Annotated in this window: 21 protein-coding genes; 11 read left to right on the top strand and 10 right to left on the bottom strand. The window is 70.4% G+C overall.

Features of this window, described 5'->3' with window-relative positions:
- The first annotated feature begins 436 nt into the window (after positions 1 to 436).
- Together Q8W67_RS12290 and Q8W67_RS12285 are read left to right on the top strand one after the other, a co-directional pair.
- The gene (locus Q8W67_RS12290) at positions 437 to 1,840 is read left to right on the top strand and encodes an MFS transporter (protein ID WP_305545738.1); all 1,404 of its coding nucleotides are present in this window, start codon (positions 437 to 439) and stop codon (positions 1,838 to 1,840) included.
- A gap of 70 nt (positions 1,841 to 1,910) precedes the next feature.
- Complete coding sequence (locus Q8W67_RS12285; RefSeq protein ID WP_305545736.1) at positions 1,911 to 2,708, top strand: SDR family NAD(P)-dependent oxidoreductase; 798 nt, start codon at positions 1,911 to 1,913, stop codon at positions 2,706 to 2,708.
- 101 nt (positions 2,709 to 2,809) lie between these two features.
- Here the strand turns inward: Q8W67_RS12285 and Q8W67_RS12280 are convergent, their stop codons facing one another.
- A complete protein-coding gene (locus tag Q8W67_RS12280) occupies positions 2,810 to 3,166 on the bottom strand; it encodes an SWIB/MDM2 domain-containing protein (RefSeq protein ID WP_305545734.1) in 357 nt (118 codons plus the stop codon).
- 242 nt (positions 3,167 to 3,408) lie between these two features.
- Here Q8W67_RS12280 and Q8W67_RS12275 point away from each other — a divergent pair, with 242 nt between their 5' ends.
- From Q8W67_RS12275 to Q8W67_RS12265, 3 genes are all read left to right on the top strand, one after another.
- Positions 3,409 to 3,531, top strand: coding sequence for a hypothetical protein (locus Q8W67_RS12275; RefSeq protein ID WP_305545732.1), 123 nt, complete (start codon positions 3,409 to 3,411; stop codon positions 3,529 to 3,531).
- Positions 3,532 to 3,582: 51 nt separating this feature from the next.
- A complete protein-coding gene (locus tag Q8W67_RS12270) occupies positions 3,583 to 4,068 on the top strand; it encodes a DUF2721 domain-containing protein (protein ID WP_305545730.1) in 486 nt (161 codons plus the stop codon).
- An 87-nt stretch (positions 4,069 to 4,155) separates the two neighbouring features.
- On the top strand, positions 4,156 to 4,590 hold the full coding sequence (locus Q8W67_RS12265; protein WP_305545728.1) for a PRC-barrel domain-containing protein: 435 nt from the start codon (positions 4,156 to 4,158) through the stop codon (positions 4,588 to 4,590).
- An 88-nt stretch (positions 4,591 to 4,678) separates the two neighbouring features.
- Here the strand turns inward: Q8W67_RS12265 and Q8W67_RS12260 are convergent, their stop codons facing one another.
- The gene (locus Q8W67_RS12260; protein ID WP_305545826.1) at positions 4,679 to 5,080 is read right to left on the bottom strand and encodes a hypothetical protein; all 402 of its coding nucleotides are present in this window, start codon (positions 5,078 to 5,080) and stop codon (positions 4,679 to 4,681) included.
- Positions 5,081 to 5,393: 313 nt separating this feature from the next.
- Here Q8W67_RS12260 and Q8W67_RS12255 point away from each other — a divergent pair, with 313 nt between their 5' ends.
- The 6 genes from Q8W67_RS12255 to Q8W67_RS12230 all read left to right on the top strand — a co-directional run bounded on the left by Q8W67_RS12255 (position 5,394) and on the right by Q8W67_RS12230 (position 13,100).
- Entirely contained in the window at positions 5,394 to 6,071 is a 678-nt protein-coding gene (locus tag Q8W67_RS12255; protein WP_305545824.1) for a PRC-barrel domain-containing protein, read from the top strand.
- Positions 6,068 to 7,429, top strand: a complete 1,362-nt coding sequence (locus tag Q8W67_RS12250) for an MFS transporter (RefSeq protein WP_305545726.1) — start codon at positions 6,068 to 6,070, stop codon at positions 7,427 to 7,429. Before Q8W67_RS12255 ends, Q8W67_RS12250 begins: the two co-directional genes overlap by 4 nt.
- A 205-nt stretch (positions 7,430 to 7,634) precedes the next feature.
- Positions 7,635 to 9,404, top strand: coding sequence for an ABC transporter ATP-binding protein (locus Q8W67_RS12245; RefSeq protein WP_305545724.1), 1,770 nt, complete (start codon positions 7,635 to 7,637; stop codon positions 9,402 to 9,404).
- Between the two features lie 24 nt (positions 9,405 to 9,428).
- Entirely contained in the window at positions 9,429 to 10,358 is a 930-nt protein-coding gene (locus Q8W67_RS12240) for a glutaminase (RefSeq protein WP_305545722.1), read from the top strand.
- A gap of 78 nt (positions 10,359 to 10,436) precedes the next feature.
- Complete coding sequence (locus Q8W67_RS12235) at positions 10,437 to 11,846, top strand: MFS transporter (RefSeq protein ID WP_305545720.1); 1,410 nt, start codon at positions 10,437 to 10,439, stop codon at positions 11,844 to 11,846.
- Between the two features lie 240 nt (positions 11,847 to 12,086).
- Positions 12,087 to 13,100 carry an adenosine kinase gene (locus Q8W67_RS12230; protein WP_305545718.1) on the top strand — a complete coding sequence of 338 codons (1,014 nt, stop codon included), beginning with the start codon at positions 12,087 to 12,089 and terminating at the stop codon, positions 13,098 to 13,100.
- Between the two features lie 4 nt (positions 13,101 to 13,104).
- On the opposite strand, the gene Q8W67_RS12225 is transcribed toward Q8W67_RS12230, so the two are convergent.
- The 8 genes from Q8W67_RS12225 to Q8W67_RS12190 all read right to left on the bottom strand — a co-directional run bounded on the left by Q8W67_RS12225 (position 13,105) and on the right by Q8W67_RS12190 (position 23,782).
- On the bottom strand, positions 13,105 to 14,076 hold the full coding sequence (locus Q8W67_RS12225; RefSeq protein WP_305545716.1) for an NADPH:quinone oxidoreductase family protein: 972 nt from the start codon (positions 14,074 to 14,076) through the stop codon (positions 13,105 to 13,107).
- 55 nt (positions 14,077 to 14,131) lie between these two features.
- Complete coding sequence (locus Q8W67_RS12220; protein ID WP_305545714.1) at positions 14,132 to 16,219, bottom strand: PAS domain-containing sensor histidine kinase; 2,088 nt, start codon at positions 16,217 to 16,219, stop codon at positions 14,132 to 14,134.
- 108 nt (positions 16,220 to 16,327) lie between these two features.
- Positions 16,328 to 19,471: a DNA polymerase I gene (gene polA, locus Q8W67_RS12215; protein WP_305545712.1), complete on the bottom strand. Its 3,144-nt coding sequence runs from the start codon at positions 19,469 to 19,471 to the stop codon at positions 16,328 to 16,330.
- 22 nt (positions 19,472 to 19,493) lie between these two features.
- Positions 19,494 to 19,655: a hypothetical protein gene (locus tag Q8W67_RS26825; RefSeq protein ID WP_370693867.1), complete on the bottom strand. Its 162-nt coding sequence runs from the start codon at positions 19,653 to 19,655 to the stop codon at positions 19,494 to 19,496.
- Between the two features lie 216 nt (positions 19,656 to 19,871).
- A complete protein-coding gene (locus tag Q8W67_RS12205) occupies positions 19,872 to 20,135 on the bottom strand; it encodes a hypothetical protein (protein ID WP_305545710.1) in 264 nt (87 codons plus the stop codon).
- Between the two features lie 147 nt (positions 20,136 to 20,282).
- Complete coding sequence (locus Q8W67_RS12200) at positions 20,283 to 21,692, bottom strand: UdgX family uracil-DNA binding protein (RefSeq protein WP_305545708.1); 1,410 nt, start codon at positions 21,690 to 21,692, stop codon at positions 20,283 to 20,285.
- Positions 21,693 to 21,907: 215 nt separating this feature from the next.
- Positions 21,908 to 23,119, bottom strand: a complete 1,212-nt coding sequence (locus Q8W67_RS12195) for a putative DNA modification/repair radical SAM protein (RefSeq protein WP_305545706.1) — start codon at positions 23,117 to 23,119, stop codon at positions 21,908 to 21,910.
- Between the two features lie 105 nt (positions 23,120 to 23,224).
- The gene (locus tag Q8W67_RS12190; RefSeq protein ID WP_305545704.1) at positions 23,225 to 23,782 is read right to left on the bottom strand and encodes a regulatory protein RecX; all 558 of its coding nucleotides are present in this window, start codon (positions 23,780 to 23,782) and stop codon (positions 23,225 to 23,227) included.
- Between the last annotated feature and the right edge of the window lie 146 nt (positions 23,783 to 23,928).

Below are 23,928 nucleotides of genomic sequence, written 5' to 3'. Positions count from 1 at the left end.
CCGATCCGCCGTCCGAAGCCGCTGAGCCGGCTCGCCGGGCCCGGGGCACTGTCCCCAGATTCTCCAAGCACCCGGGAAACGGAGACTCGTCCTCCACCCCCCTTGCCCGGACAGGTGGAGCGAAGCGGCACCTGTCCGGGAGGCAGCACGGACAGCGCCGCGCAGCGGCTGCGAAGTTCGGATCGGCGGACCGGGCGCACAGGCCGGGTTTCGTGCTCTCGACCACGGCACGGGGCAAAGCCCGACTTTTTGGAAGCCGACACCGCTCGCCAGATCGAACGAAGCCGACCGCGCCGTGACATAGGACACGCCGCGCCTCTCGACGCTGTGCCTCGCCTGCGCGACAGGGAGGCCGCATCCTCGGCGCGTCCCGCGCCACGGATTTTCCCCCGATCGACGTCACGGGCCCTCCGGGACGCCGCAGGAGCGCGCGAGCATGGCGCAGGTCCCGGCCGGTACAGGCGCCGTCGCGCAGGGTGCCCAGCATGATGGCCTGCCGCCGCGCGAGCGGGTCCTGGCGATGGCGGCGATCGGTCTGGCCATGACCATGGCGGTGCTCGACGGGGCCATCGTCAACGTGGCGCTGCCGGTGATGGCCAAGGATCTGGCGGTCAAGCCGGCCGACGCGATCTTCGTGGTCAACGCCTACCAGATCGCCGTGACGGCGAGCCTCCTGCCCTTCGCGTCCCTGGGCGACATCTTCGGCTTCCGGCGGGTCTACCTGCCGGGGCTCGCGGTCTTCGTGGTCGCGTCATTCGCCTGCGCCATCGCGCCGAACCTGCCGCTGCTGATCGCGGGGCGCATCGTCCAGGGGCTGGGCGCCGCAGCGATCATGAGCGTGAACATCGGCTTCGTGCGCTTCATCTACCCGCACCGCATGATCGGGCAGGGCGTGGCCAACGTGGCGCTGGTGGTGGCCGTGGCCTCGGCCGCCGGCCCGACCGTGGCGGCCGCGATCCTCTCGGTGGCGACCTGGCCCTGGCTCTTCCTGGTCAACATCCCGGTGGGCCTCCTGGCCCTGGCGGTGGCGTCCCGCACCCTGCCGGCGACGCCGGCGAGCGGACGGCGCTTCGATCTCGTGAGCGCAGTGCTCAACGCGCTGACCTTCGGCCTGCTGATCATCGGCATCGACGGGCTGGGGGATCCGGACCGCCAGGGGACCGCCGTCGCCGAACTGGCGGGCGCCCTGGGGGTCGGCGCGGTGTTCGTGCGGCGCCAGATCCGGCTGCCGGCGCCGCTCCTGCCGGTGGACCTCCTGCGGATCCCCGCCTTCGCGCTGTCGATGGCGACCTCCGTCGCCTCGTTCTGCGCCCAGATGATCTCCTACGTGGCGCTGCCGTTCTACTTCCAGGACGTGCTGCACCTCTCCAGCACCCAGACCGGCTTCCTGCTCACACCCTGGCCGATCGCGGTGGCCGCCATGGCGCCCATCTCGGGGCGCCTCGCCGACCGCTACCCGCCGGGACTCCTCGGCGGGATCGGGCTGGCGATGCTGGCGGCCGGCCTCGTCTGCGTGGCGCGCCTGCCAGAAGCGCCCGCCACCCTCGACATCGTCTGGCGCCTGACCCTGTGCGGGCTCGGCTTCGGCCTGTTCCAGTCGCCCAACAACAAGGTGATCGTCACCTCCGCCCCGCGCGAGCGGGCCGGCGGGGCCAGCGGGATGCAGTCGACGGCCCGGCTCACCGGCCAGTCGCTCGGCGCGGCGCTCGTGGCGGTGATCTTCGGCCTGACCCACGGGCTCGGACCGGAGCGGGCCGTGACCCTCTCGCTGTCCTGCGCGGTGGCGCTCTCCGTCATCGGCGGCTGCGCCAGCGTCCTGCGGCGCGGTAAGGGCGGTTAGACGGCCTCGGCATGCCACCGACGGAGCGCGGACGCGTTGAGGCCACGCGTCACGTCCCGGAGCAACCACCATGGACCTCGATCTCACCGGCAAGAAGGCTCTCGTTACCGGCTCGACCGGCGGCATCGGATACGCCATCGCCAAGGAACTCTGCGACCTCGGTGCCGAGGTCGGCGTCAACGGTCGCACGCCAGAGCGGGTCGAGGCAGCGCTCGCCAAGCTGCGGGGCGAGGCCAAGAGCGGCAGGCCCTTCGCGGCGGTCGGCGACGTCTCGACCGCGGCGGGCGTCTCAGCCCTCGTGCACGCGCTGCGGAGCGTCGACATCCTCGTCAACAACACCGGGATCTTCGAGCCGAAGCCGTTCTTCGAGATCCCCGACGCGGATTGGCAGCGCTTCTTCGACGTCAACGTGATGAGCGGCGTGCGCCTGTCGCGCGCCTACGCGCCGGGCATGGCCGAGCGCGGCTGGGGCCGGGTCATCTTCATCTCGAGCGAGTCCGGCATCAACACGCCGACCGAAATGGTGCATTATGGGATGACGAAGACCGCGCAGCTCGCGATCTCCCGCGGCCTCGCCCAGACGGTCGCCGGCAGCGGCGTGACCGTCAACAGCGTGCTTCCCGGGCCGACCCTGTCGGAGGGCGTGGCGGAGTTCATGAAGCAGATGGCCGGGGGCGCGGCCGATGCAGACCTCGACGCGATGGGCCGGACATTCGTCGCCGAACACCGCCCCTCCTCGCTGATCAAGCGTCTGGCGCAGGTCGAGGAAGTCGCAAGCCTCGTCGCCTATCTCTGCAGCCCGGCAGCGAGCGCCACGACGGGCGCTGCGCTGCGGGTGGATGGCGGTGTCCTTCAAGGCATCGCGTAGGCCGCCGCGTGCGAGGCGATCCTCGGATCGCAGACGGGAGACCGAGCAAACGCTAGAGCCGCCGGTCCGGCCAAGGCGCCGGGCACGGCTCTAGGGGACGATCAGGCCTTGAGATGCGCCGCGAGGTGCTTGTTCATCTCGAACATCGAGCACTTGTCCTTGCCGAAGACCTTCTTGAGCTTGTCGTCGGCCATGATCTCGCGCTTGTTCTCGGGGTTCTGAAGGTTGTGCTTCTTGATGTAATCCCAAACCTTGCTGACCACCTCACCGCGCGGCAGAGGGCTGGTGCCGACGATCGCGCCGAGCTCGGCCGACGGCTTGAGCGGCTGCTGCAGGGCATTCGGCTTCGTGCCGGCGGGCTTCGCGGCCTTGGCGGGCGCGGCCTTGGCGGCCTTCGGCTCGTCTGCCTTGGTGGTCTTGGCCGCCTTCGGCGCAGCCTTCTCGGTCTTCGTGGCCATAAACTTCCTCCGGTTCTCGGGCCGCAGGCCGGGGCATGAGCGCCCCACGGCCGAGCCAGCATAGCAGCAACTAAGCGGTGATGCCGCCGTTCCAAGGGGAAATCGCCTTCGCGGCCCTCTCATCCACAGCGCAGGCGCCGGAATCCACCCGGGAAGCAGCCGATGCGCGCGTCAGCCAAGATCTTCCACCGGATTCACGCGAACGAAACCTGCTCTTAAGGATCATGCAGAGAAATGAACCGATGTTCGCCCCCGCTCTCACGCTCGCGCTGCTGCTCGCCACCGGGCTCGTGCTCGGTCTCGGCCTCGGGATCCGCGCCGAACCGGCCCCGCGCGGCCTGGAACCGGGCCGCGGCCTGGTCTGAGCGCGGGCGGGATTGCCGCGCACGGCCGTTCCGGTGCATCTGCCCGGCGGCATGATCGATCCCATCACATCCACCACCCTGGAAGGCACCACCCACGTGGTCCAGGTTGCGTTGAGCCCGGTCTTCCTGCTGTCCGGCGTGGCCACGCTGCTCAACGTCTTCGGTGCCCGGCTCGCCAGGGTCGCCGATCAGGCTGACCGCGTCTTCACGATGCTCGCCGGGGCCGGAGAGGCGGAGCGGATCATCCTCGGCCAGCGCCTCGACCGGCTGCACATGCGTTCGCTGGCGCTCGACGCCGCGGTGTTCCTGGCCGCCCTCGGTGGCGTCGCGACCTGCGGCTCCGTGCTGACGCTATTCGTCGGCGCCTTGCGCGACAGCACGGTGGCGAGCCTGCTGTTCGGGCTGTTCGGTGCCGCGATCCTGTGCACGCTGTGCGCGCTCATCGCCTTCGGCTTCGAGATGCTGCTGGCCAGCCGCTCGGTCCGGGACCGGATCAGGCAGCGCCGGGCGAACGCCGGCATGCTCGCGGATCTTTGACGAGGCGGAACCCGGTTCCGCCCGCACGCTTAGTCAAGTGGAACAACCGGATGCGGGGCTCGCCCCGTCCGCGAACCGGGAGACATCATGCCGACGGACCTGCCCAACGAGCGAGCCATGAGGAAGCCGGGCTCGATGGAGCTCGACCCCTCCGGCGAGGGCATTGCGATCGACGAGACCGCCCGCCTGATCGCCTCGAACAAGGTCGAGGGCACGGCCGTCTACGACCGCACCGGGCGCCACCTCGGGGCCGTCCACAATTTCATGGTGGACAAGGTGAGCGGACAGGTCGCCTACGCGGTCCTGGCCTTCGGCGGGTTCCTCGGGCTCGGCGAGAACCATCATCCCCTGCCCTGGAAGGCGCTGACCTACAGCACCGAACTCGGCGGCTACGTGGTCGACATCGATCCGGGCGTGCTGGCCGGTGCGCCGAGCCACGGGCCCGGCGAGGACGGTTTCGCAGACCCGACCTATAGCGGGAAGATCGAGAAGTATTACGGACTGCGCGTGGCGACCACGTGAGTCGTCGCGCAGCCCCGCGCAGGGCGGCGACGATCCGAAGTCAGACCGGCTCCGAGCCGGAGCCGGGCCCGCGAGGGCGGACCGCGCCCTAGAACTTCCCGCCGAGGCCGACGCTGCCGCCGGGCGACAGCATGGGTCCCATCGTGTTGCTGCCGCCGCCGCTCGTCGCGTTGCCGCCCTCGATATCCTCGCGCCGGATCCGACGCTCGCCCGCATCCGCGGACCGCGTCGTGCCGCCGGCACTCTTCGGAATCGCGAGCTGCCTCGTCGGCGCAGTCTGGAGCGGTTGCCCGTCTGCATCGACCGCGGCGTTGTGCGGCTCGCGGTTCGGCAGGGAGCCGCGCAGCGAGGGCGGGAGCCCGACCTCGGACGCCGGCATCACGCCGCCGCCGCCGCCGAGCGCCTGACAGCCGGCCACCAGACCGGCCAGCGCGACACCGAGCACGAGGCCGCGCGCGGCGGTGCATCCCGACGAGGTGAGAGTCGACATCGTGTAGTCCTCGCAAGAGGCCGCGGTGGTGTCCGCAGGTGGCATGGGTTTATGATCGGCTGTCTACGCTGAGGTTGCGGCGAAAACCAGACACCTGCGCGGCGGCGCGGATCGGGGCCGCTCCGATCGGCGCCGGCTCGGAACTTGCGGCCCGGCCGGGGCGATCCATAACTTCGCCCAGGTCCTTCGGCACGGTGCTGTCCGCAGGCGGGTTCCTGTCGGCGGCGGCCCCGAACAGGCCAATTCGGTCGCTGTCATGCCGGCTCGGCCCGGCCCCTTCCTCAGAGGACGAAGCGTGTTCAGAACCAACCGGATGATCGCGGCCGTGACGCTCGCCCTGTGGGCGTCGGGAGTTGCGGCGCAGGCCCCGGCTCCAGGGATCGAGGGCGCGTCCGGCCAGGCTCCGGCTCAAGCGCCGCCCGCCGTCCAGCCGGCCCCGGGCGCCCCTGCGGCGGCGTCGGGGGCGCCCCCCGCAGCACCGCCACCCGCTGCGCAACAGCAGCAGCAAGGCACCCCGGCCACGGTCCTCGACACCCAGGATTACGAGAGCCTCCTCGGCCGCAGCGTGCGCAGCGCGGGCGGCGACGAACTCGGTCGTGTCATCGACATCATCATCGACAAGGACGGCCATCCGCGCGCGGCGATCATCGATTTCGGCGGCTTCCTCGGGGTCGGCACCCGCAAGATCGCCGTGGATTGGCGTGCGCTGCGCTTCGCCGCCGACGGCGGCAAGGAGCGCAAGCTGTGGGTCGCCCTGACCCGCAATCAGGTCCGCGTGTCGCCGGAATACAAGGCGGGCGAACCGATCGTCGTGCTCGGCCCCGCCAGCCCGGCCGCCCCCGCGACCGAGGCCGATCAGGCAGCCAGCCCGGCCGCGCCTTCGAGCCCCGCCGCGCCCACGTCGACCCCGGTGCCCGCCACGAGCGCGCCCGCCGTCTCGTCCCCCGCGCCGGCCCCCGCCACCCCTCCGGAAAAGGCCCCGGACAAGTGACGGTGGCCCGATTGAAACCGAGACCCGTCGTTTCGCCCCGCGAGCGCGAGGTATCCCGCCAGGAGCTTCGGTCGCGTCCTGTGCGCTTGAAGGACCAGCCGTCCGAGGGCTCGCGAGCGCCGGCCGCTGCCGAGGCCGTGCCGGTGGGAACGGTCTCGGCGGTGAGCCGCCACGGCCTGGACGCCTTCGCGTTCTTCGTGGCCAACCTGCAGACCGGGTTCGGGCCATTCCTGGCCGTCTACTTCTCGCAGGCCAAGTGGACGCAGTCCGATATCGGGTTCGCGCTGACCGTGGGGAGCCTGGTCGCCCTACTCGGTCAGGTGCCGGGAGGCGCCTTCGTCGACGTGGTGCGCTCGAAGCGCTTCGCCGCCGCGGTCGCGGTGATCGGCATCTCGGGCAGCGCCTTCGCACTGGCGGTCTGGCCGAGCTTCCCGGTGGTGCTTCTGGCGATGGCTGTGCATTCGGGGGCGAGCTGCGTCCTGACCCCGGCCATCGCGGCGATCAGCATCGGCCTCGTCGGCCGGGCCCATGCCGGCGAACGCCTCGGCCGCAACGCGAGCTTCGCGGCGGTCGGCAATGCGCTTGGCGCCGCCGGAATGGGGGCGATCGGCTATTATCTCTCGAACGGGGCGGTGTTCTATCTCACGGCGGCCCTCGTGGTGCCGACGATCATCGCGCTCACGCGCATCCGTGCCCAGGAGATCGATTCCGGCGTGTTCCGGGAGGCCGCCCCGGCCCAGGCGCGGCAGGCCTCCGGGCAGGGCGGGATCCGCGCGCTGCTGACCAACCGCGGCCTCCTGTGCTTCTCGGCCTGCATGGTTCTGTTCTTCCTGGCCAACGCCGCGATGCTGCCGCTCGTGGGCAGCGTCCTGACCCTGCGGGCGAGCGAGACCGCCACCGCCCTGATCGCCGCCTGCATCATGGTCCCGCAGGCGGTGCTCGCCGTCAGCGCGCCGGCAGTCGGCCGGGCCGCGGAGCGGTTCGGCCGCTACCCTGTGCTGCTCTTCGGCTTCGGCGCGCTGCCCGTGCGCGGCCTGCTGCTCGCCTACACGACCAATCCCTATGGCCTCGTCGCCATCCAGGTCCTCGACGGGATCTCGGCTTCCGTGCTGGGCGTGATGGTGCCGCTCGTAGTCTCGGACCTCACCCGCGGCACCGGGCGTTTCAACCTCGCGCTGGGCGCGGTCGGCACCGCGATGGGTGTCGGCGCCGCGCTCTCGACCTCGCTCGCCGGGATCATGGCGGACCGCCTCGGCAGCCACAGCGCCTTCCTGGGGCTCGCCTTGATGGGCTTCGCGGCCTTCATGCTGGTGGCCCTGATCATGCCTGAGACGCGCCAGCCGGAGAGTGCGGCTTGAGGCGCGCGGCATCGGATTCGCTTGCATGTATCCGCGCCGCTCAAGCGGCGTTCAGGTTTGACGGATAAAAGCGCGCGGGAGGTGCGGGCCGGTGCAACATATGGCAACGCTGTCGCGTTGCCGCTTCGGGTCGTACTGCGCCCGCGTTGCACTCCGCCTCAGCCCGCACCAGCCAGTGCCGCGTGAATACGGAATGGTCACCGCGATGGAAGAGTTGCACCAATACGCTGAGAGGCCCTTCGCCTTCGTCGGGCGATACCTCCGGCGCCGCTGGCTGCCCCACTTGGTGATCCTGGTCTCCGTGCTGGGCGCGGTCGGGTTCTCGGTCTCGACCGATTATGCCCTCAAGGGCGTGGTCGATGCCCTGACGAAGGGCCCCGGCCCGGGCAACACCCTGGTCTGGAGCGCGCTGGCCGTCCTCATCGGCTTCATCGCGGCCGACAACATGCTCTGGCGCGTGGCAGCGCTGACCGGCGCCTTCACCTTCGTGGGTGTGACCGGCGACATCCGGCGCGACCTGTTCCGGCACATGACCGGCCATTCCCCGACCTTCTTCTCGGATCGCCAGCCGGGCACCCTGGCGTCGCGCATCACGGCGACCTCGAACGCGATCTTCACGGTCGAGAACATGTTCGTGTTCAACGTGATGCCGCCGACGGTGGCGGCCTTCGGGTCGATCGCCTACATCGCCACCGTCAACACCACCATGGCACTGATCCTGGCCGCCATCTTCGCCGCGGTCGTCGTGCTGATGTTCAAGATGGCCTCGGCCGGCAAGCCGCTGCACCACGACTTCGCCGCCAAGGCGGCCTCCGTGGATGGCGAGATGGTCGACCTCGTCGGCAACATGTCGCTCGTGCGCGCCTTCTCGGGGTTCAAGCGCGAGGGCCAGCGCTTCGAGGGCACGATCGCCACCGAGATGCGGGCTCGGCGCTCGTCGCTGCTCTACCTGGAGAAGCTGCGCATCGTGCACGCGGTGCTCACCGTGCTGGCTGTGTTCGGCCTGCTCTACTGGGCGATCCAGATGTGGGAGGCCGGCCAGGCGACCAATGGACAAGTCGTGCTGGTCTGCACGCTCGGCATCCGCATCCTGGCGGCCACCCGCGATCTCGCAGTCGCCCTGGTGGACGCGACGCAGCACACCGCCCGCCTCGCCGAGGCGCTTCACACCCTGCTCCAGCCCCACGACCTCGTCGACCACCCGGAAGCCAAGCCGCTCGCCGGCCAGGGCGCCAAGATCGAGTTCGACCACGTCGCCTTCAACTATCCGGACGGGCGCCCGGTCTTCACCGATTTCGACCTCGTGATCGAGCCGGGCCAGAGGGTCGGCCTCGTCGGCAAGTCGGGCGGCGGCAAGTCGACCCTGTTCTCGCTGATCCAGCGCTTCTACGACGTGAAGAGCGGGACGATCCGCATCAACGGCCAGACGATCGAGCGGGTGACGCAGGAATCCCTGCGCGAGGCGATCACGGTGGTCCCGCAGGACGTCTCGATGTTCCACCGCTCCCTGCGCGAGAACATCCGCTACGGCCGGCCGGAGGCCACCGACGAGGAGGTCTGGCAGGCCGCCGAGGCGGCGCGCTGCACCGAGTTCATCCAGGCCCTGCCGGAGGGGTTCGACACGATGGTGGGCGACCGCGGCGTCAAGCTCTCGGGCGGCCAGCGCCAGCGCATCGCCATCGCCCGCGCCATCCTCAAGAACTCGCCGATCCTGCTCCTCGACGAGGCCACCTCGGCGCTGGACGCGGAATCCGAGCAGGCGATCCGTCAGGCACTGGCCAACCTGATGAAGGGCCGGACCGTCATCGCCATCGCCCACCGCCTCTCGACCCTGCAGGATTTCGACCGGATCGTCGTGCTGGAAGGCGGCCGCATCATCCAGGACGGCTCGCCCGACAACCTGACCCATCTCGACGGCTTCTTCCGCGAGCTGATGAAGAAGGAATCGCTGTCGATGTCCCTGGCCGCCGCCTGAGCGCGGCGCCCTGCGAGCCCGGCCGTGCCCGACCTCGACAGCGTCATCCGGGAGATCTCCGAGGAGATGGCCCTGCGCTCCGACCGGGGCGCGGTGGCCGACTACATCCCCGAACTGGCCCGCGTGGACCCAAACCAGTTCGGCATCGCGGTGATCGATGCCGAGGGCCGGATCTCTGCGGGTGGCGACAGCGAAACGCCGTTCTCGATCCAGAGCGTCTCGAAGGTGTTCACGCTCACCTTGGCGCTGGGCATGGTCGGCGACCGGCTGTGGCGGCGGGTCGGGCGCGAGCCCTCGGGCAACCCGTTCAACTCGATCGTCCAGCTGGAGCGCGAGCGCGGCGTGCCGCGCAATCCATTCATCAACGCGGGGGCGATCGCGGTTACCGACGTGATCCTCTCGGGCCACGAGCCGCGGGAGGCGCTGGGCGAGATTCTGCGCTTCATGCAGTTCCTGGCCCAGGATCCGACCATCGCGATCGACGAGACGGTGGCGGCCTCGGAGAAGCGGACGGGCTTCCGCAACACCGCGCTTGCCAACTACATGAAGTCGTTCGGCGTCATCGAGAACCCGGTGGATTACACGCTCGGCGTCTACTTCCACCATTGTGCCATCGCGATGAACTGCCGCCAGCTCGCCATGGCGGGACGGTTCCTGGCCCATAGCGGCCGCAACCCGTCGACCGGGCACAACGTCGTCTCGGCCGAGCGGGCCCGGCGCATCAACGCGATCATGCTGACCTGCGGCCACTACGACGGCTCGGGTGAGTTCGCCTACCGGGTCGGCCTGCCGGGCAAGAGCGGCGTCGGCGGCAGCATCCTGGCGGTGGCGCCCGGCAGGGCTTCGATCGCGGTCTGGTCGCCGGGCCTCGACGCGGCGGGCAATTCCCATCTCGGCCGCGTCGCCCTGGAGCGCCTGACCCAACGCATGGGCTGGTCGGTGTTCGGGGCGTGACGGAGACCTTGCGCGGCATCCGGTTCCGCGGCACTGCGCCGGCGGGGCGCCGCGGCGCCTGAGGCAGGACGCGGCACCATGTTGACGAAGACGACAGGGCGCGCGTCGGGCAGCGACCTTGATCCCGGCATGATCCTGTCCCGCCTCGACCGCCTGCCGCCGACGCGCACGATCTGGCGCCTCGTCGCGCTGCTCGGCCTCGGCTTCTTCTTCGAACTCTACGACCTGCTGTTCACCGGCTACGTCGCGCCGGGTCTCGTGAAGGCCGGGATCCTCACGCCGACCACGCCCGGGCTGTTCGGCGCCAGCGGCGTCGCAAGCTTCGTGGCGGCGCTGTTCACCGGGCTGTTCATCGGAACGCTCGCGTGCGGCTGGCTCGCCGACCGCTTCGGCCGCCGGGCGATCTTCACGTGGTCGCTCCTGTCCTACACGGCCGCCAACGTGGTGATGGCCTGCCAGAGCGACGCGTTCGGACTCAATCTCTGGCGGCTCATCGCCGGGATCGGCCTCGGCCTGGAGATGGTGACCATCGGCAGCTACCTCTCGGAGCTGGTGCCGAAGGCGATCCGCGGCCGCGCCTTCGCCCTGTGCCAGGGCATCGGCTTCACCGCGGTGCCGGTTGTGGCCTTCCTGTCCTACCTGCTGATCCCGGCGGCGCCCTTCAGCATCGACGGCTGGCGCTGGGTCGTGCTGATCGGCGCCTCGGCAGCCCTCGTGGTCTGGTGGATGCGCGCGGGCCTGCCGGAAAGCCCGCGCTGGCTGGTCGAGCGAGGGCGGCTCGCGGAGGCGGACGCCGTCCTGCGGCGCATCGAGGCCCAGGTGGCGGCCGAGTATGGCCGCGCGCTGCCCCCGCCCGCCGCGCCGGAACCGGCGCAGCCGCGCGGCGCGTTCCGCGATCTCTGGGTCCCGCCCTATCGGCGCCGGGCGCTGATGATGGCGGGCTTCAACGTGTTCCAGACGGTGGGCTTCTACGGCTTCGCCAACTGGGTGCCGACCCTACTGGTGGCGCAAGGCATCACGGTCACGTCGAGCTTGGCCTACACGGCACTCATCGCGCTCGCTGCGCCGGTCGGGCCCCTGATCGGTCTCGCCATCGCCGACCGGTTCGAGCGCAAGCATGTCATCGTGGCCGCCGCGCTCGTCTACATCGCCTGCGGGCTGACCTTCGCGCAGACCCGCGATGTCACCGCCATCGTGACGCTCGGGATCGGCCTGACGCTCGCCTCCAACGTGATGTCCTACAGCTTCCACGCCTACCAGGCCGAGCTGTTCCCGACGGGCATCCGGGCCCGGGCGGTCGGCTTCGTCTATTCCTGGAGCCGCTTCTCGGCGATCTTCACGGGCTTCGTCATCGCCTTCGTGCTGCGCGAGACCGGGACTCCGGGGGTATTCCTGTTCATCTCGGCGGCGATGCTGGCCGCGGGGCTGCTCGTCGGGCTCCTGGGCCCTCTGACCCGGGACGTGGCGTTGGAGAAGATCGCGGGCTGATGCAGCTCATGGGGACGGCGGCGGACCGCGCCGGTCGAGGTTGCGGCGCGCCACGGGCGCGGCTCCCAAGGACCGATCGCGACCGGTATCACCGTCGACGGCACGCTCGACCTGTACCGCCCGGCCTGGTCCTTCGCGTCGCCGGACTGTTCGCCGATCTCCCCTCCCCCGCCGACCCCGCGACTTGATCCGATCCGAGGCGGATGCCACAGCGGCGCGAACTCGAATCAGGACGCCCGGATGACCGCACCCCTCGATCTCCTCGTGCTCGGCAACGCCATCGTCGACGTGATCGCGCGCACGGACGATGCTTTCCTGTCCGCGCAGGGCGTGACCAAGGGCGCGATGCAGCTCATCGACGAGTCGCGGGCGGAATCGTTGTTCCAGGCGATGGGCCCGGCGACGATCGTCTCGGGCGGCTCGGGCGCCAACACGGCGGTCGGCGCGGCCCTGCTCGGCGCCAAGACCGGCTTTGTCGGCAAGGTCCGCGACGACGAACTCGGCGGCCTGTTCAGCCACGACCTCAAGGCCACCGGGGTCGGCTTCTCGGTGCCGGCGGCGAGCGAGGGGCCGGCGACGGCCCGCTGCTTCGTGCTGGTCACGCCGGACGGCGAGCGCACGATGAACACCTATCTCGGCGCCTGCCAGGGGCTGACCCCCGACGATGTCGACAAGGCGCTCGTGAGCGCGGCGCGGGTCGTCTACCTCGAAGGCTATCTGTGGGATCCGCCGGCCGCCAAGGACGCGTTCCGCAAGGCCGCCCAGATCGCCCACCAAGCCGGCAACGCGGTCGCGCTGACCCTGTCGGACGCGTTCTGTGTCGGCCGCTACCGGGAGGAGTTCCTGGGCCTCGTGCGCGACGGCAGCATCGACATCCTGTTCGCCAATATCGGCGAACTCCAGAGCCTCTACCAGACGGACGATCCCGAGCACGCGGTGGCCTCCCTCCGCGACGAGCGCAATGCCCGCGGCCGGCACCTGCTGGGCCTCGTCACTCGCTCGGCGGATGGCGCGCTCGTGGTCCAGGGTGGCGAGGTCCGGGCCGTCGAGGCGAGCCCGGTCCACGAGGTGGTGGACACGACCGGCGCGGGCGACCTGTTCGCGGCCGGCTTCCTGGCCGGCCACGCCCGCGGACTCGATCACGTCACCAGTGCCCGCCTCGGCGCGCTGGCGGCCGCCGAGGTGATCCAGCACATCGGCGCACGCCCGCAGGCCGACCTCGTGGCCCTGGCGAAGGCGCGCGGGCTGCTCTGAGCCGTCACGGCCGCAACAGCACCTTGCCCACGGCCGCCCGGCGGGTCAGCAGGCCGAAGGCCTCCGGGAATTCCGCCAGCGGGTAGACGCCGTGCACCTGCGCGGTGAGCTTGCCTTCGGCGACCCAGCCGAGCAGCCGGAGCTGGTCGGCCCGGTGCGCCTCCGGCTCGCGATCGAGGAAGGCGCCCCAATGGACGCCCTGCACGTCGAGTTCCTTCAGGAGCATCAGGTTGAGCGGCAGGCGCGGGATGCCGCCGGCCGCGAAGCCGATGACGAGGTAGCGGCCGCGCCAGGCGAGCGCCCGCAGGGCCGGCTCGGCAAAGTCGCCGCCGACCGCGTCGTAGACCACGTCGACCCCGCCGCCGCTGATCCGGCGCAGCGCGTCCTTCAGGGTCGCGGGGTCGTAGACCACGGTCGCCTCGGCGCCGTGGGCGCGGGCGACCGCGAGCTTCTCCTCCGAGGAGGCGCAGGCGATCACCCGGGCGCCCATCAGCCGCCCGAGTTCCACCGCGGCGAGGCCGACGCCCCCGGAGGCGCCGAGCACCGCGAGCCACTCGCCCGGCTTCAGATGCGCCCGGTTGGCCAGCGCGTGCAGAGACGTGCCGTACGTGATGGTGAGACCGGCCGCCTGCTCGTCCGGCACCCCGTCCGGCACCGGGGTCAGCCTGGCTGCGTCGATGGCGATCCGCTCCGCGCAGCAGCCGTGACCGGCATGCACGATCACACGGTCGCCCACCGCGACGCCCGCGGCCCCCTCACCCAGGGCCTCGACCACGCCGATGCCCTCGCCGCCGGGCGAGAACGGCAGCGGCGGCTTCACCTGGTAGCGCCCGGCCACGATCAGCGTGTCGAAGAAGTTCAGCGCGGCCAGCCGGATCCGCACCAGGGCCTGCCCGGGCCCCGGCACCGGATCGGGGCGGTCCACGATCTCCAGATGCTCCGGCCCGTCGAGCCTCGTGCACAGCAGCGCCCGCATCCTGTCCTCCCGGCTGGTCTGTCTCACCCTGTTCAGGCCCGGACCGGCCGCGCGGTCAAGCCGTCCCGATCATCTCGCGGATGCGCGCCCCCAGCACCTCGACCACGAAGGGCTTGGTGATCACCTGCATGCCGGGGTCGAGCTGGCCGTTGCCCAGCACGGCGTTCTCCGCGTAGCCGGTGATGAACAGCACCTTGAGGCGGGGGCGCGTGGCCCGGCCGGCCTCGGCCATCTGCCGCCCGTTCATGCCGCCGGGCAGCCCGACATCGGTCACCAGCAGGTCGATGCGCACGTCGGATTGCAACACCTTGAGGCCGGCGACGCTGTCGGCCGCCTCGATCGCCGTGTAGCCGAGATCCTCCAGCACCTCGGTGACCAGCATGCGCACGGTCGGCTCGTCGTCGACCACCAGCACGGTCTCGCCCGGCTCGGCCCGCGCCGGCGCCCCGAGGGCGGCGTGCGGATCCTCCTCCACCACGTCGCCGCGATGGCGGGGCAGGTAGAGGCAGACGGTGGTGCCCTGCCCGACCTCCGAGGCGATCCGCACCTGTCCGCCCGATTGCTGGGCGAAGCCGTAGATCATCGAGAGGCCGAGGCCGGTGCCCTGCCCGATCGGCTTGGTGGTGAAGAACGGCTCGAACACCTTGCCGACGATCTCCGGCGGCATGCCGATGCCGGTGTCTTTCACGCAGAGGGAGAGGTACTGGCCAGGCGGCATGTCGTGGCGCCGGGCGGCGCGCGCGTCGAGCCACGTGTTGGCGGTCTCGATCGTGATGCGGCCGCCGTCGGGCATCGCGTCCCGGGCGTTGATGCACAGGTTGAGCAGCGCGTTCTCGAGCTGGGGCGGGTCGACCAGGGCCGGCCACAGGCCTGGGGCGCCGACCACCTCCACGGTCACGGACGGCCCAACGGTGCGCCGGATCAGCTCCTCCAAGCCGGCCACCAGCCGGTTCACGTCGGTGGGCTTCGGATCGAGGGTCTGCCGGCGGGAGAAGGCGAGCAGGCGGTGGGTCAGGGCCGCGGCGCGCTTCGACGCGCCCTGGGCGGCGTTGATGTAGCGGTCCACGTCCATGACGCGGCCCTGGCTCAACCGGGTCTGGATCAGTTCCAGGGAACCCGAGATTCCGGCGAGCAGGTTGTTGAAATCGTGGGCGATGCCGCCGGTGAGCTGGCCGACCGCCTCCATCTTCTGCGACTGGCGCAGGGCCTCCTCGGCGGCCGCCAGAGCGTCCGCGCGCTCGCGCTCGGCCGTGAAGTCGCGTCCCACCGCGTTGATCACGCCCTCACCGGGCCGCGCCGCCCAAGTGATCCAGCGGTAGCTGCCGTCCCGATGGCGGTAGCGGTTGTCGAAGCGCGCGTGGCTCCTGCCCTCGGACAGCTGCCGCGCCCCTTCGACGGTGCGGGCCAGGTCGTCCGGATGGACGAAGTCGATCAGGTTGATGCCGATCAGCTCGTCCTCGCGCCAGCCCAGCACCTCCGTCCAGGCCGGGTTCACCGCGGTGATCGTCCCGTCGAACAGGCAGCGCAGCATCATGTCCGAGGAGAGGATCCACAGGGCGTTGCGGTCGGCGGTGCGCTCCTCGACCTGCCGCGCCAGGGAGGCGTTGAGGTCGCGCAGCTCGGCGAGCGCCGTCTCCAGCCGGGCTCGGCTCTCCGTGAGGGCGGCATCGGTCAGCACCCGGCCGGTGGTCTCGTTGGTGAGGATGAACAGCCCCGCGACGTGGCCGTCCGCGTCGAGCACCCGCGAATACGAGAAGGTCCACCACGTGTCCTGCGCACCCCGGTCGGTGTCGAGCCGCCACGGCAGGTCGATGAACCGCTCGGGCCGGCCCTCCATGGCGGCGTCGATGATCGGCTTGGCCTGCGCCCAGCCATCGGCCCAGACCGCGTCGAACCGCGCGCCCATGGCCCAGGACAGCCGCGGCCCGAGCAGCGGAAAGTACGTGTCGTTGAAGAAGAAATGGAGCTCCGGGCCCCAGGCGAGGATCATGGATTCCGGCGAGTTGAGCACCAGCGACAGGGCGGAGCGGAACTCCGCCGGCCAGGTCTCCGGGAGACCGAGCGGATGGTCGGACCAGTCGCGCGCGCGGATCATCCGCGCCGCCTCGCCGCCGCCGGAGAGGAAGGCCAGGGGGTCTCTCACGGGGCGATGGTGATCCGTGTCATGGACAATCTCGCGTTATACCGGCTTGAGGCGGGTGAGAGCGACACGAGGATAAAGATCCTACAAACCGATCTCGGTTGCGGGCCCTCAATGTGCCTCCTGCCAATTCTCCGCCGCCTTGGCCTCCACCACCAGCGGCACTTTTAGCGTCAGAGCCGGCGCGGGCGCCTCCTCCATCACCGAGGCGATGATCGGGATCGCCCGGTCCACCTCGTCCTCGGCGGCCTCGAAGACCAGTTCGTCGTGCACCTGCAGCAACATGCGCACGCTGAGCTTCTGCGCGGCCAGCGCCGGCTCCATCCGGGTCATCGCCCGGCGGATGATGTCGGCGGCCGAGCCCTGGATCGGGGCGTTGATCGCCTGCCGCTCGACGCTGGCGCGCTCGGACGGGTTGTTGGAGCGGATCTGCGGGTAGTGGCAGACCCGGCCGAACAGGGTGGTGACGAAGCCTTTGTCGCGGCAGATCTTCTTCGTGCTGTCGATGTAGTCGCGGATGCCCGGGAACTGCTCGAAATACTGCTTGATGAACGCCGAGGCCTCCTCGCGGCCGATGCCGAGCCGGTCGGCCAGCCCGAAGGCCGAGATGCCGTAGATGATGCCGAAGTTGATCGTCTTGGCCCGGCGCCGCAGGTCGGGAGTCATGTCCTTGAGTGGCACGCCGAACATTGCCGAGGCCGTGGCCGCATGGATGTCGATGCCGTCCTCGAACGCCTTCCGCAGCTCCGGGATGTCGGCCATGTGGGCGAGGAGCCGCAGCTCGATCTGCGAGTAATCCGCCGAGATCAGCCGGTTGCCCGGCGCGGCCACGAAGGCCCGGCGGATGCGGCGGCCCTCCTCGGTGCGGATCGGGATGTTCTGGAGATTCGGTTCGGAGGAGGACAAGCGGCCCGTGGTGGTGGCCGCCAGCGAGAACGAGGTGTGGACCCGGGCGGTTTCCCGGTCGGCATGGGTCTGGAGCGAGTCCGTGTAGGTGGATTTCAGCTTCGAGAGCTGGCGCCACTCCAGGATTTTTTTGGGCAGTTCGTGCCCGGCCTGGGCCAGTTCTTCGAGAAGCGTGGCCGGCGTCGCCCATTGCCCGGACGGGGTCTTCTTCGCCCCCGGCAGACCCATCTTGCCGAACAGGATGTCGCCGATCTGCTTGGGCGAGCCGACGGAGAACCTTTCGCCGGCATCCTCCTGGATCTCCTCTTCCAGGCGGACCAGGATCTGCGAGAAATCCCCCGACAGCCGGCTCAGCATCTCGCGGTCGACCCGGATGCCGCGCTGCTCCATCCGAGCGATCACCGGCAGGAGCGGGCGCTCCAGGGTCTCGTAGACGGTCATGCGCCGCTCGGCGACGAGGCGTGGCTTCATCATCCGCCACAGGCGCAAGGTGACGTCCGCGTCTTCGGCCGCGTAGGCGGTGGCCTTGTCGATGGCGACGCGGTCAAAGCTGACCTTGTTGCGGCCGGTGCCGGCCACGTCCGAGAAGGTGATCGGCTGGTGGCCGAGATGGCGGCGGGCCAGCTCGTCCATGCCGTGGCCGCCCTTGCCGGCATCGAGCACGTAGGAGATCAGCATCGTGTCGTCGAACGGCGCAACCTCGATGCCGTATCGGGCGAGCACCACCCAATCGTATTTCAGGTTCTGGCCGACCTTCAGCACCCCCGGGTTCTCGAGGAGCGGCTTCAGCCGGGCGATGGCCGCGTCGAGGGGGATCTGGCCGGGCACCGGCTCGGCCGCGTCGGAGGGCGCCGCGCCCTCGCCGAACAGGTCGGTGGCATCGGCCTGCACCTTGGCGGCCTGCACGTGCGCCAGCGGGATGTAGCAGGCCCGGCCGGTGGCCACCGCCAGCGAGACGCCGACGAGCCCGGCCCTGTGCGCGTCCAGCGCGTCGGTCTCGGTGTCGACTGCCACCACCCCGGCCTCCTCGGCCTCGGCGATCCAGGCGTCGAGCTGTTCCAGGGATGCGACGGTCTCGTAGGCGGCGGTGTCGAACGGCGCCACCGCCTCCGCGGCGCGGGCGGCCACCACGTTGCCGGGCGTCGCCTCAACGGGCGTCCGGGGCTTGGCCGGGGCGTCCGGCAGGTCGAGATCCGCGAAGGGATCGACCTCGCCGCCCTCGGGGAGCGGGTCGCCGGGCGGTCGCCCGGCTCCGGCGGCGGCGGTCTTCGGGTCCGGCGGCACGGGATCGCCGAAGAACGGCGCCGGGTCGCCATCGCCGTTGCCGCGGGGCCGGGCGCCCGGCAGCAGCGCCGGATCGGGCTTCACCGCCTCGGGATCGACATGCAGCATCTGGGCGATGCGGCGCGTCAGCGTGTTGAACTCCATCGCCTTCAGGAAGCCGACGAGCTTCTGCGGATCCGGCTTCGGGACGGTGAGCTCGTCGAGGGCGACCGGGACGGGCACGTCCTCCATCAGCGCCACGAGTCTGCGCGAGAGCCGGGCCTGCTCGACATTGGCGAGCAGGGTCTCCCGGCGCTTGGGCTGCTTGATCTCGGCGGCCCGCTCCAGCAGCGCGTCGAGGCTGCCGAACTCCTTGATCAGCGCCGCGGCTGTCTTGAGGCCGATGCCTGGGACGCCCGGCACGTTGTCGGACGTGTCGCCGATGAGCGCGAGCGCATCGCCGATCTGGTTCGGCTGCAGCCCCTCCCACTTGGCGACGATCGCCTCGAGGTCGAGGTTGCGCTCGGGGCGATAGCCGGCCTTGCCCTTGGCGCCGGATTCGAAATCGTAGAACCGGACGCTGGGTCCGACGAGCTGCATCAGGTCCTTGTCGGAGGAAACGATGATGACGCCGGCGCCGCGCGCCTCCGCCTGCCGCGTGTAGGTGGCGATCAGGTCGTCGGCCTCGTAGCGCTCCAGCTCCACCGCATGCAGCCCGAAGGCCCGCACCGCGTCGCGCATCAGCGGCATCTGCCGCTTGAGGTCGTCGGGCGCGTCGGGGCGATGGCCCTTGTAGTCCGGGAACATCTCCTTGCGGAACGAGCCCTCGGACTTGTCGAAGACGATGCCGAGATGCGTCGGCATCGTGCCGGCGGCGCCCTCCTGGAGGAACTGGGCGATCTTGGTGCAGAACAGCCGCACGGCGCCGGTGGGCAGCCCGTCCGAGGGACGCGAATTGTACTTCTGATCCTGGTTGATCGACTGGAAATAGGCCCGGAAGATGAACGACGAGCCGTCGACCAGGATCACCTGATCGTCCGGGCCGACGGGCTTGGTCTCGGGGCTCGACGCGGTCTCAGGCTTCATGGGCGAAGGCGTCTCGGGGCGATCAGAGGTCGGGCGCGCGATCCGGCCCGGCACGGCAGGCCGCGACGAGAACGGGCCATTCGTCGTGGACGGTGAGCCAAGGGATGTCCAGCGTCACGCTGCGATAGCCGTGCCGGTGGGCGTTGCCCGCGTCCGCGACCGGTGCATCGATCGCGATCATCACGTCGAGTTCGCTGCCCGCCCGGGGCTCGCCGCCTGGGACGGAACCGAACAGGGCCGCGTGCAGGAGCCCGCGGCGCAGTTCCGCCTCGTCGGCGCGCGGGATGGCGAGGACGGCGTCGCTGTCGGTTATGGGTGGGATGCGATCACCGCGATCGAAACAGAGAAGAGGCGGCCGGGCCTCCGCCCAGCCGCCCCCGCCACGTCGGACGACCCGTGATCAGCAGCGGTTGCCGCCAGTGGTCTGACCGTACTGCTTCACCGGACGGGTCTGCTGCATGGCATTGCCCTCGGCGGCCGAACTCGGCGCGCAGTAGCCCGGGTGATTCTCGTAGAGGTCGCCGTCGTGCACACCGATCGAACCGGTGGTCTGCACCTCGTAGGGCGCGGTCGGGCCCTCGGCGGGGAAGGCCATCGCCGAAGTGGCCGGCGCGGCAACGCCGATGATGAGAGCGGTGAAGGCTGCGGCGATACGGGTGGCCATGGTGTGTTCCTACTCCTTAACGCAGTACAGGACTGTTGATCTGCCTGTTTCGTCTTGCGTGATTTCAATATAGGAACTGGAAATTCGTCGCGACGTGCCGTGCCACACCGGGCAGACGGGATTAAAAGTTCTGCCGCCCGCCCAGGGTCACGCGGCAAGCTCGCGCCCGATGGCCGCCACCCGGCGCAGGTCGTCCACGAACGCCGCGTAGGCTTCCGCCTTGGCCTCGTCCGGCAGACGCAGCAGGTAGGACGGGTGCACCGTGATGAAGCCCTGGAAGCGGTTGTCGAGCCGGTCGAACCGAAACGGGCCCCGCGCCCGGGTGATCGGGATCGCCTTGCCGGTCAGCGCCAGCACCGCGGTGGCGCCGAGCGCCACCACGAGCTTGGGACCCACGAAGTCGAGTTCCCGGTCGAGCCACCAGCGGTAGTGGCTCACCTCACCGGCCGTCGGCTTCTGGTGGATGCGGCGCTTGCCGCGCTCCTCGAACTTGAAATGCTTGACCGCGTTCGTGAGGTAGCTCGCCCCACGGTCGATCCCGGCCTCCGCCATGGCGCGGGAGAGCAGTTGCCCGGCGGGCCCGACGAAGGGGCGGCCCTGCCGGTCCTCCTGATCGCCCGGCTGCTCGCCCACGAAGGCGAGGGTCGCCCCGACCGGCCCCTCGCCGAGAACGGCCTGGGTTGCCCCCGGCACCAGCGGCTCGCTGCGCCGGATGATCGCGTTGAGCTCGTCGAGGCTCTTCGGATCCTGGTCGGCCATCGCGGCGACGGCGCGGGCGGGGTCGCGGCGTGTGGGCATGGTCGGCTCCCTCTCGATCATCGCTTCGGTCCGCCCGACGGCCGCCCGGACCAGAGCGGGGATCGCGGCGGTCTCGGGCATGTTGCGCCAGTATTTCTTGGGCATCTCCGCCCGCATGGCACGCAGGTTGGTGCGGGCCGGGTTGAAGGTGCTCTCATAGTAGGTCTGCCAGCCGGCCTCGAAGCCGTCGCCCTCGGGCAGCTCGGCCCGGTCCCCGGGCGGCCCGTAGGTCAGGGTCTCCGTGTCCCAATGCGCCGATCCCTCGGGGGTCAGGATCGACCAGCGCATGCCGCGAAAGCGCGCGACGAAGAACGGCGCGGCCGCCTCCAGGATGTGGTGGTCGGGCTCGAACCACGCCACGAAGCGCTCGCCAGCCGCGTCCTCGGTGCGGCGGAAGCGCAGGAAGGCGTGCATCTTGTGGAGATCGCGCCCGATCGCCTTCGCCATCCGGTGCAGGCGGTAGACCAGCGGATCACTGCCGACCTCCATCAGGTGCCGCTCGCGGTGGCAGACGCGCCAGATTAGGGCGTAGAGCAGTCCGTAGCGCTCCGGATCGCGATGGGGAATCACCTGCGGGATCAGGCCGGCGACCGCTTTGGGCAGGACGAGCGGCACGGCCGAAGCGGGCACCTCGTCGAGGCCGAACAAGCCGGGCGAATCGGTCACCGTCCACGCCACCGCGTCCGGCGGAACACCCTGCGCCACGAGCCGGCGGACGGCATCGCGGAAACCGGTGAGATCGGCGCCGGGACGCAGCATGATGCTCCGCGGCTCGTGCGCATTCCCTCCCCCCGCTGCGGGGAAGGGTGGGCCTCGCGTCAGCGAGGGTCGGGAGAGGGGAACCCGGCTTCCGAAAGGGGAAGAGCAGACGTGCGGGCCGGAGCTTTCTCCTGCACCGTCGCCCCCCTCTCCCGACCCGCTTCGCGGGCCACCCTCCCCCGCAAAGGGGGGAGGGAATGCACCGGGGCCGTTCATCAGAACAAACTCAGCTGCGTCGCCGGCTCGACCAAGCGTTCGCGCAGGTCGAGGCGGTCGGTGAGCCCCACCGGGCGATGGTCGGCAGCGATCAGGAAGGGCCGCGCCCGCTTCAGCCCCGAGGTCAGCCGGGCGACGTCGTCGAGGCGCAGCGTCGCGTGGCGGCGGGCCTTGACGATCTTGTCCACGGCCTTCGCGCCGAGCCCCGGCACGCGCAACAGCCACTCCCGGTCGGCCCGGTTCACATCCACGGGGAATTTGTCGCGGTGCTTCAACGCCCAGGCGAGCTTGGGGTCGATGTCGAGGGCGAGCATGCCCCCGTCCGATGCGTCCGCGACCTCGTCGGGGGTGAATGCGTAGTACCGCAGCAGCCAATCGGCCTGGTACAGCCGGTGTTCCCGCTGGAGGGGCGGCGGCTTCGGCGGCAGGATCGCCGAGCCGTCCGGGATCGGGCTGAAGGCCGAGTAGTAGACCCGCTTCAGGCCGACGCTGCCGTAGAGATGCGCGCTTTTGCGGATCAGGGCCTCGTCTGTGGTGGCATCCGCGCCGACGATCACCTGCGTCGAGTGGCCGGCCGGGGAGAAGCGCCGCTTCTCGGCCTTCGCCTGGACGATGCGCTCGCCGATCTGCGACATCGCGCCCTGGATCGCGGCAGCGTCCTTCTCGGGGGCGAGGCGCTCCAGGCTCGCCTCGGTGGGCAGCTCCACGTTGATCGAGAGCCGGTCGGCGTAGAGGCCGGCCTCCTCGATCAGCCACGGGCTCGCCTCGGGGATCGACTTGAGGTGGATGTATCCGGCAAAACCATGATCGCGCCGGAGCGACTTCGCCACCCGGGTCAGCAGCTCCATCGTGTGGTCCGGCGACTTGATGATTCCCGACGACAGGAACAGGCCCTCGATGTAGTTGCGCCGGTAGAAATTCAGGGTGAGGTTCACGACCTCCTCGACGGTGAACTTCGCCCGCCGCACGTTCGAGGAGCGCCGGTTGATGCAATAGGCGCAGTCGAACAGGCACCAATTGGTCAGCAGGATCTTCAGCAGCGAGACGCAGCGCCCGTCCGGCGTGTAGGCGTGGCAGATGCCGGCCCCGGTCGTGGAGCCCAGCCCATCCTTGCCGGCCGCGCGCTTCGGCGCCGCCGAGGAGGCGCAGGAAGCGTCGTACTTGGCAGCATCAGCGAGGATGCGCAGCTTCTTGGCGAGCGTTTCGTCCATCGAACAGACAATGAACAACGAGCCCCGAGAGGCAAGGCCAGCCTCGGCTCTGCCCCGGTCCGCGTTGCCGCACCCTGCCGTGGCCCGGCGAGGCCACGCCGCCAGTCACCCCTGCTCGTCCGGCTCCGCGTCGATCGCCCGGCGAGCGAGGTCGTAGGAAAAGCCGGCGCGGGCCAGCGCGGCGAGGTCACGGTCGCGATGCAGCGCCCGCGTGTCGGGCCGGCGATAGGGCCCGAGGCGCCGCCGCTTGGCGTAGGCGCGCGCGGCCTGCGCGTCGATATCCGCGGCCTCCGGCATCGCCTCCCGCTCGGCCCGCATCGCGGCCTCGACCACGGCGCGGGAAACACCCTTGGCGGCGAGCTTGGCGGAGGCGCCCCGGCTCGACGTTCCCCGGCGACGAAGCGTAGCGAGGCGGGCATCGGCGAAGCGCGCATCGTCCACGAGGCCGGCCGAGACCGCCCGCGCCACAGTGGCGGCGATCATCTCGGCAAAAGCGGCCGGGTCCTCGCCGCGCGCCCGCGCCCGCTTGTCGACCCGCCGGGCCAGGGTCCGGCGCAACATTTCGGTCGAGGCGCTGTAGCGCTCGAGATAGTGCAGCGCGGCGCGCTCCAGCCAAGCCGGACTGACCGGGCCGGGAGGAGAAATCTCCGTGTCGCGGCGCATTGGCCCGGACTCTGCAACGATTGATCGTTTCACAGGTTCTTCACGATCTCGACAGGTTTGCGTTTCATGACTCCGGGATGGAACGCGCGCAACGCGACAGGCTCGGCCATGGTCCGGACCACAGTCCTTCGCCCGATCTCACGCAC

The organism is Methylobacterium sp. NEAU K (assembly GCF_030700285.1).
GTDB lineage: Bacteria > Pseudomonadota > Alphaproteobacteria > Rhizobiales > Beijerinckiaceae > Methylobacterium.
The sequence above is the reverse complement of the archived record's forward strand: the minus strand, read 5'-3'. Positions and strand labels throughout refer to the sequence as shown.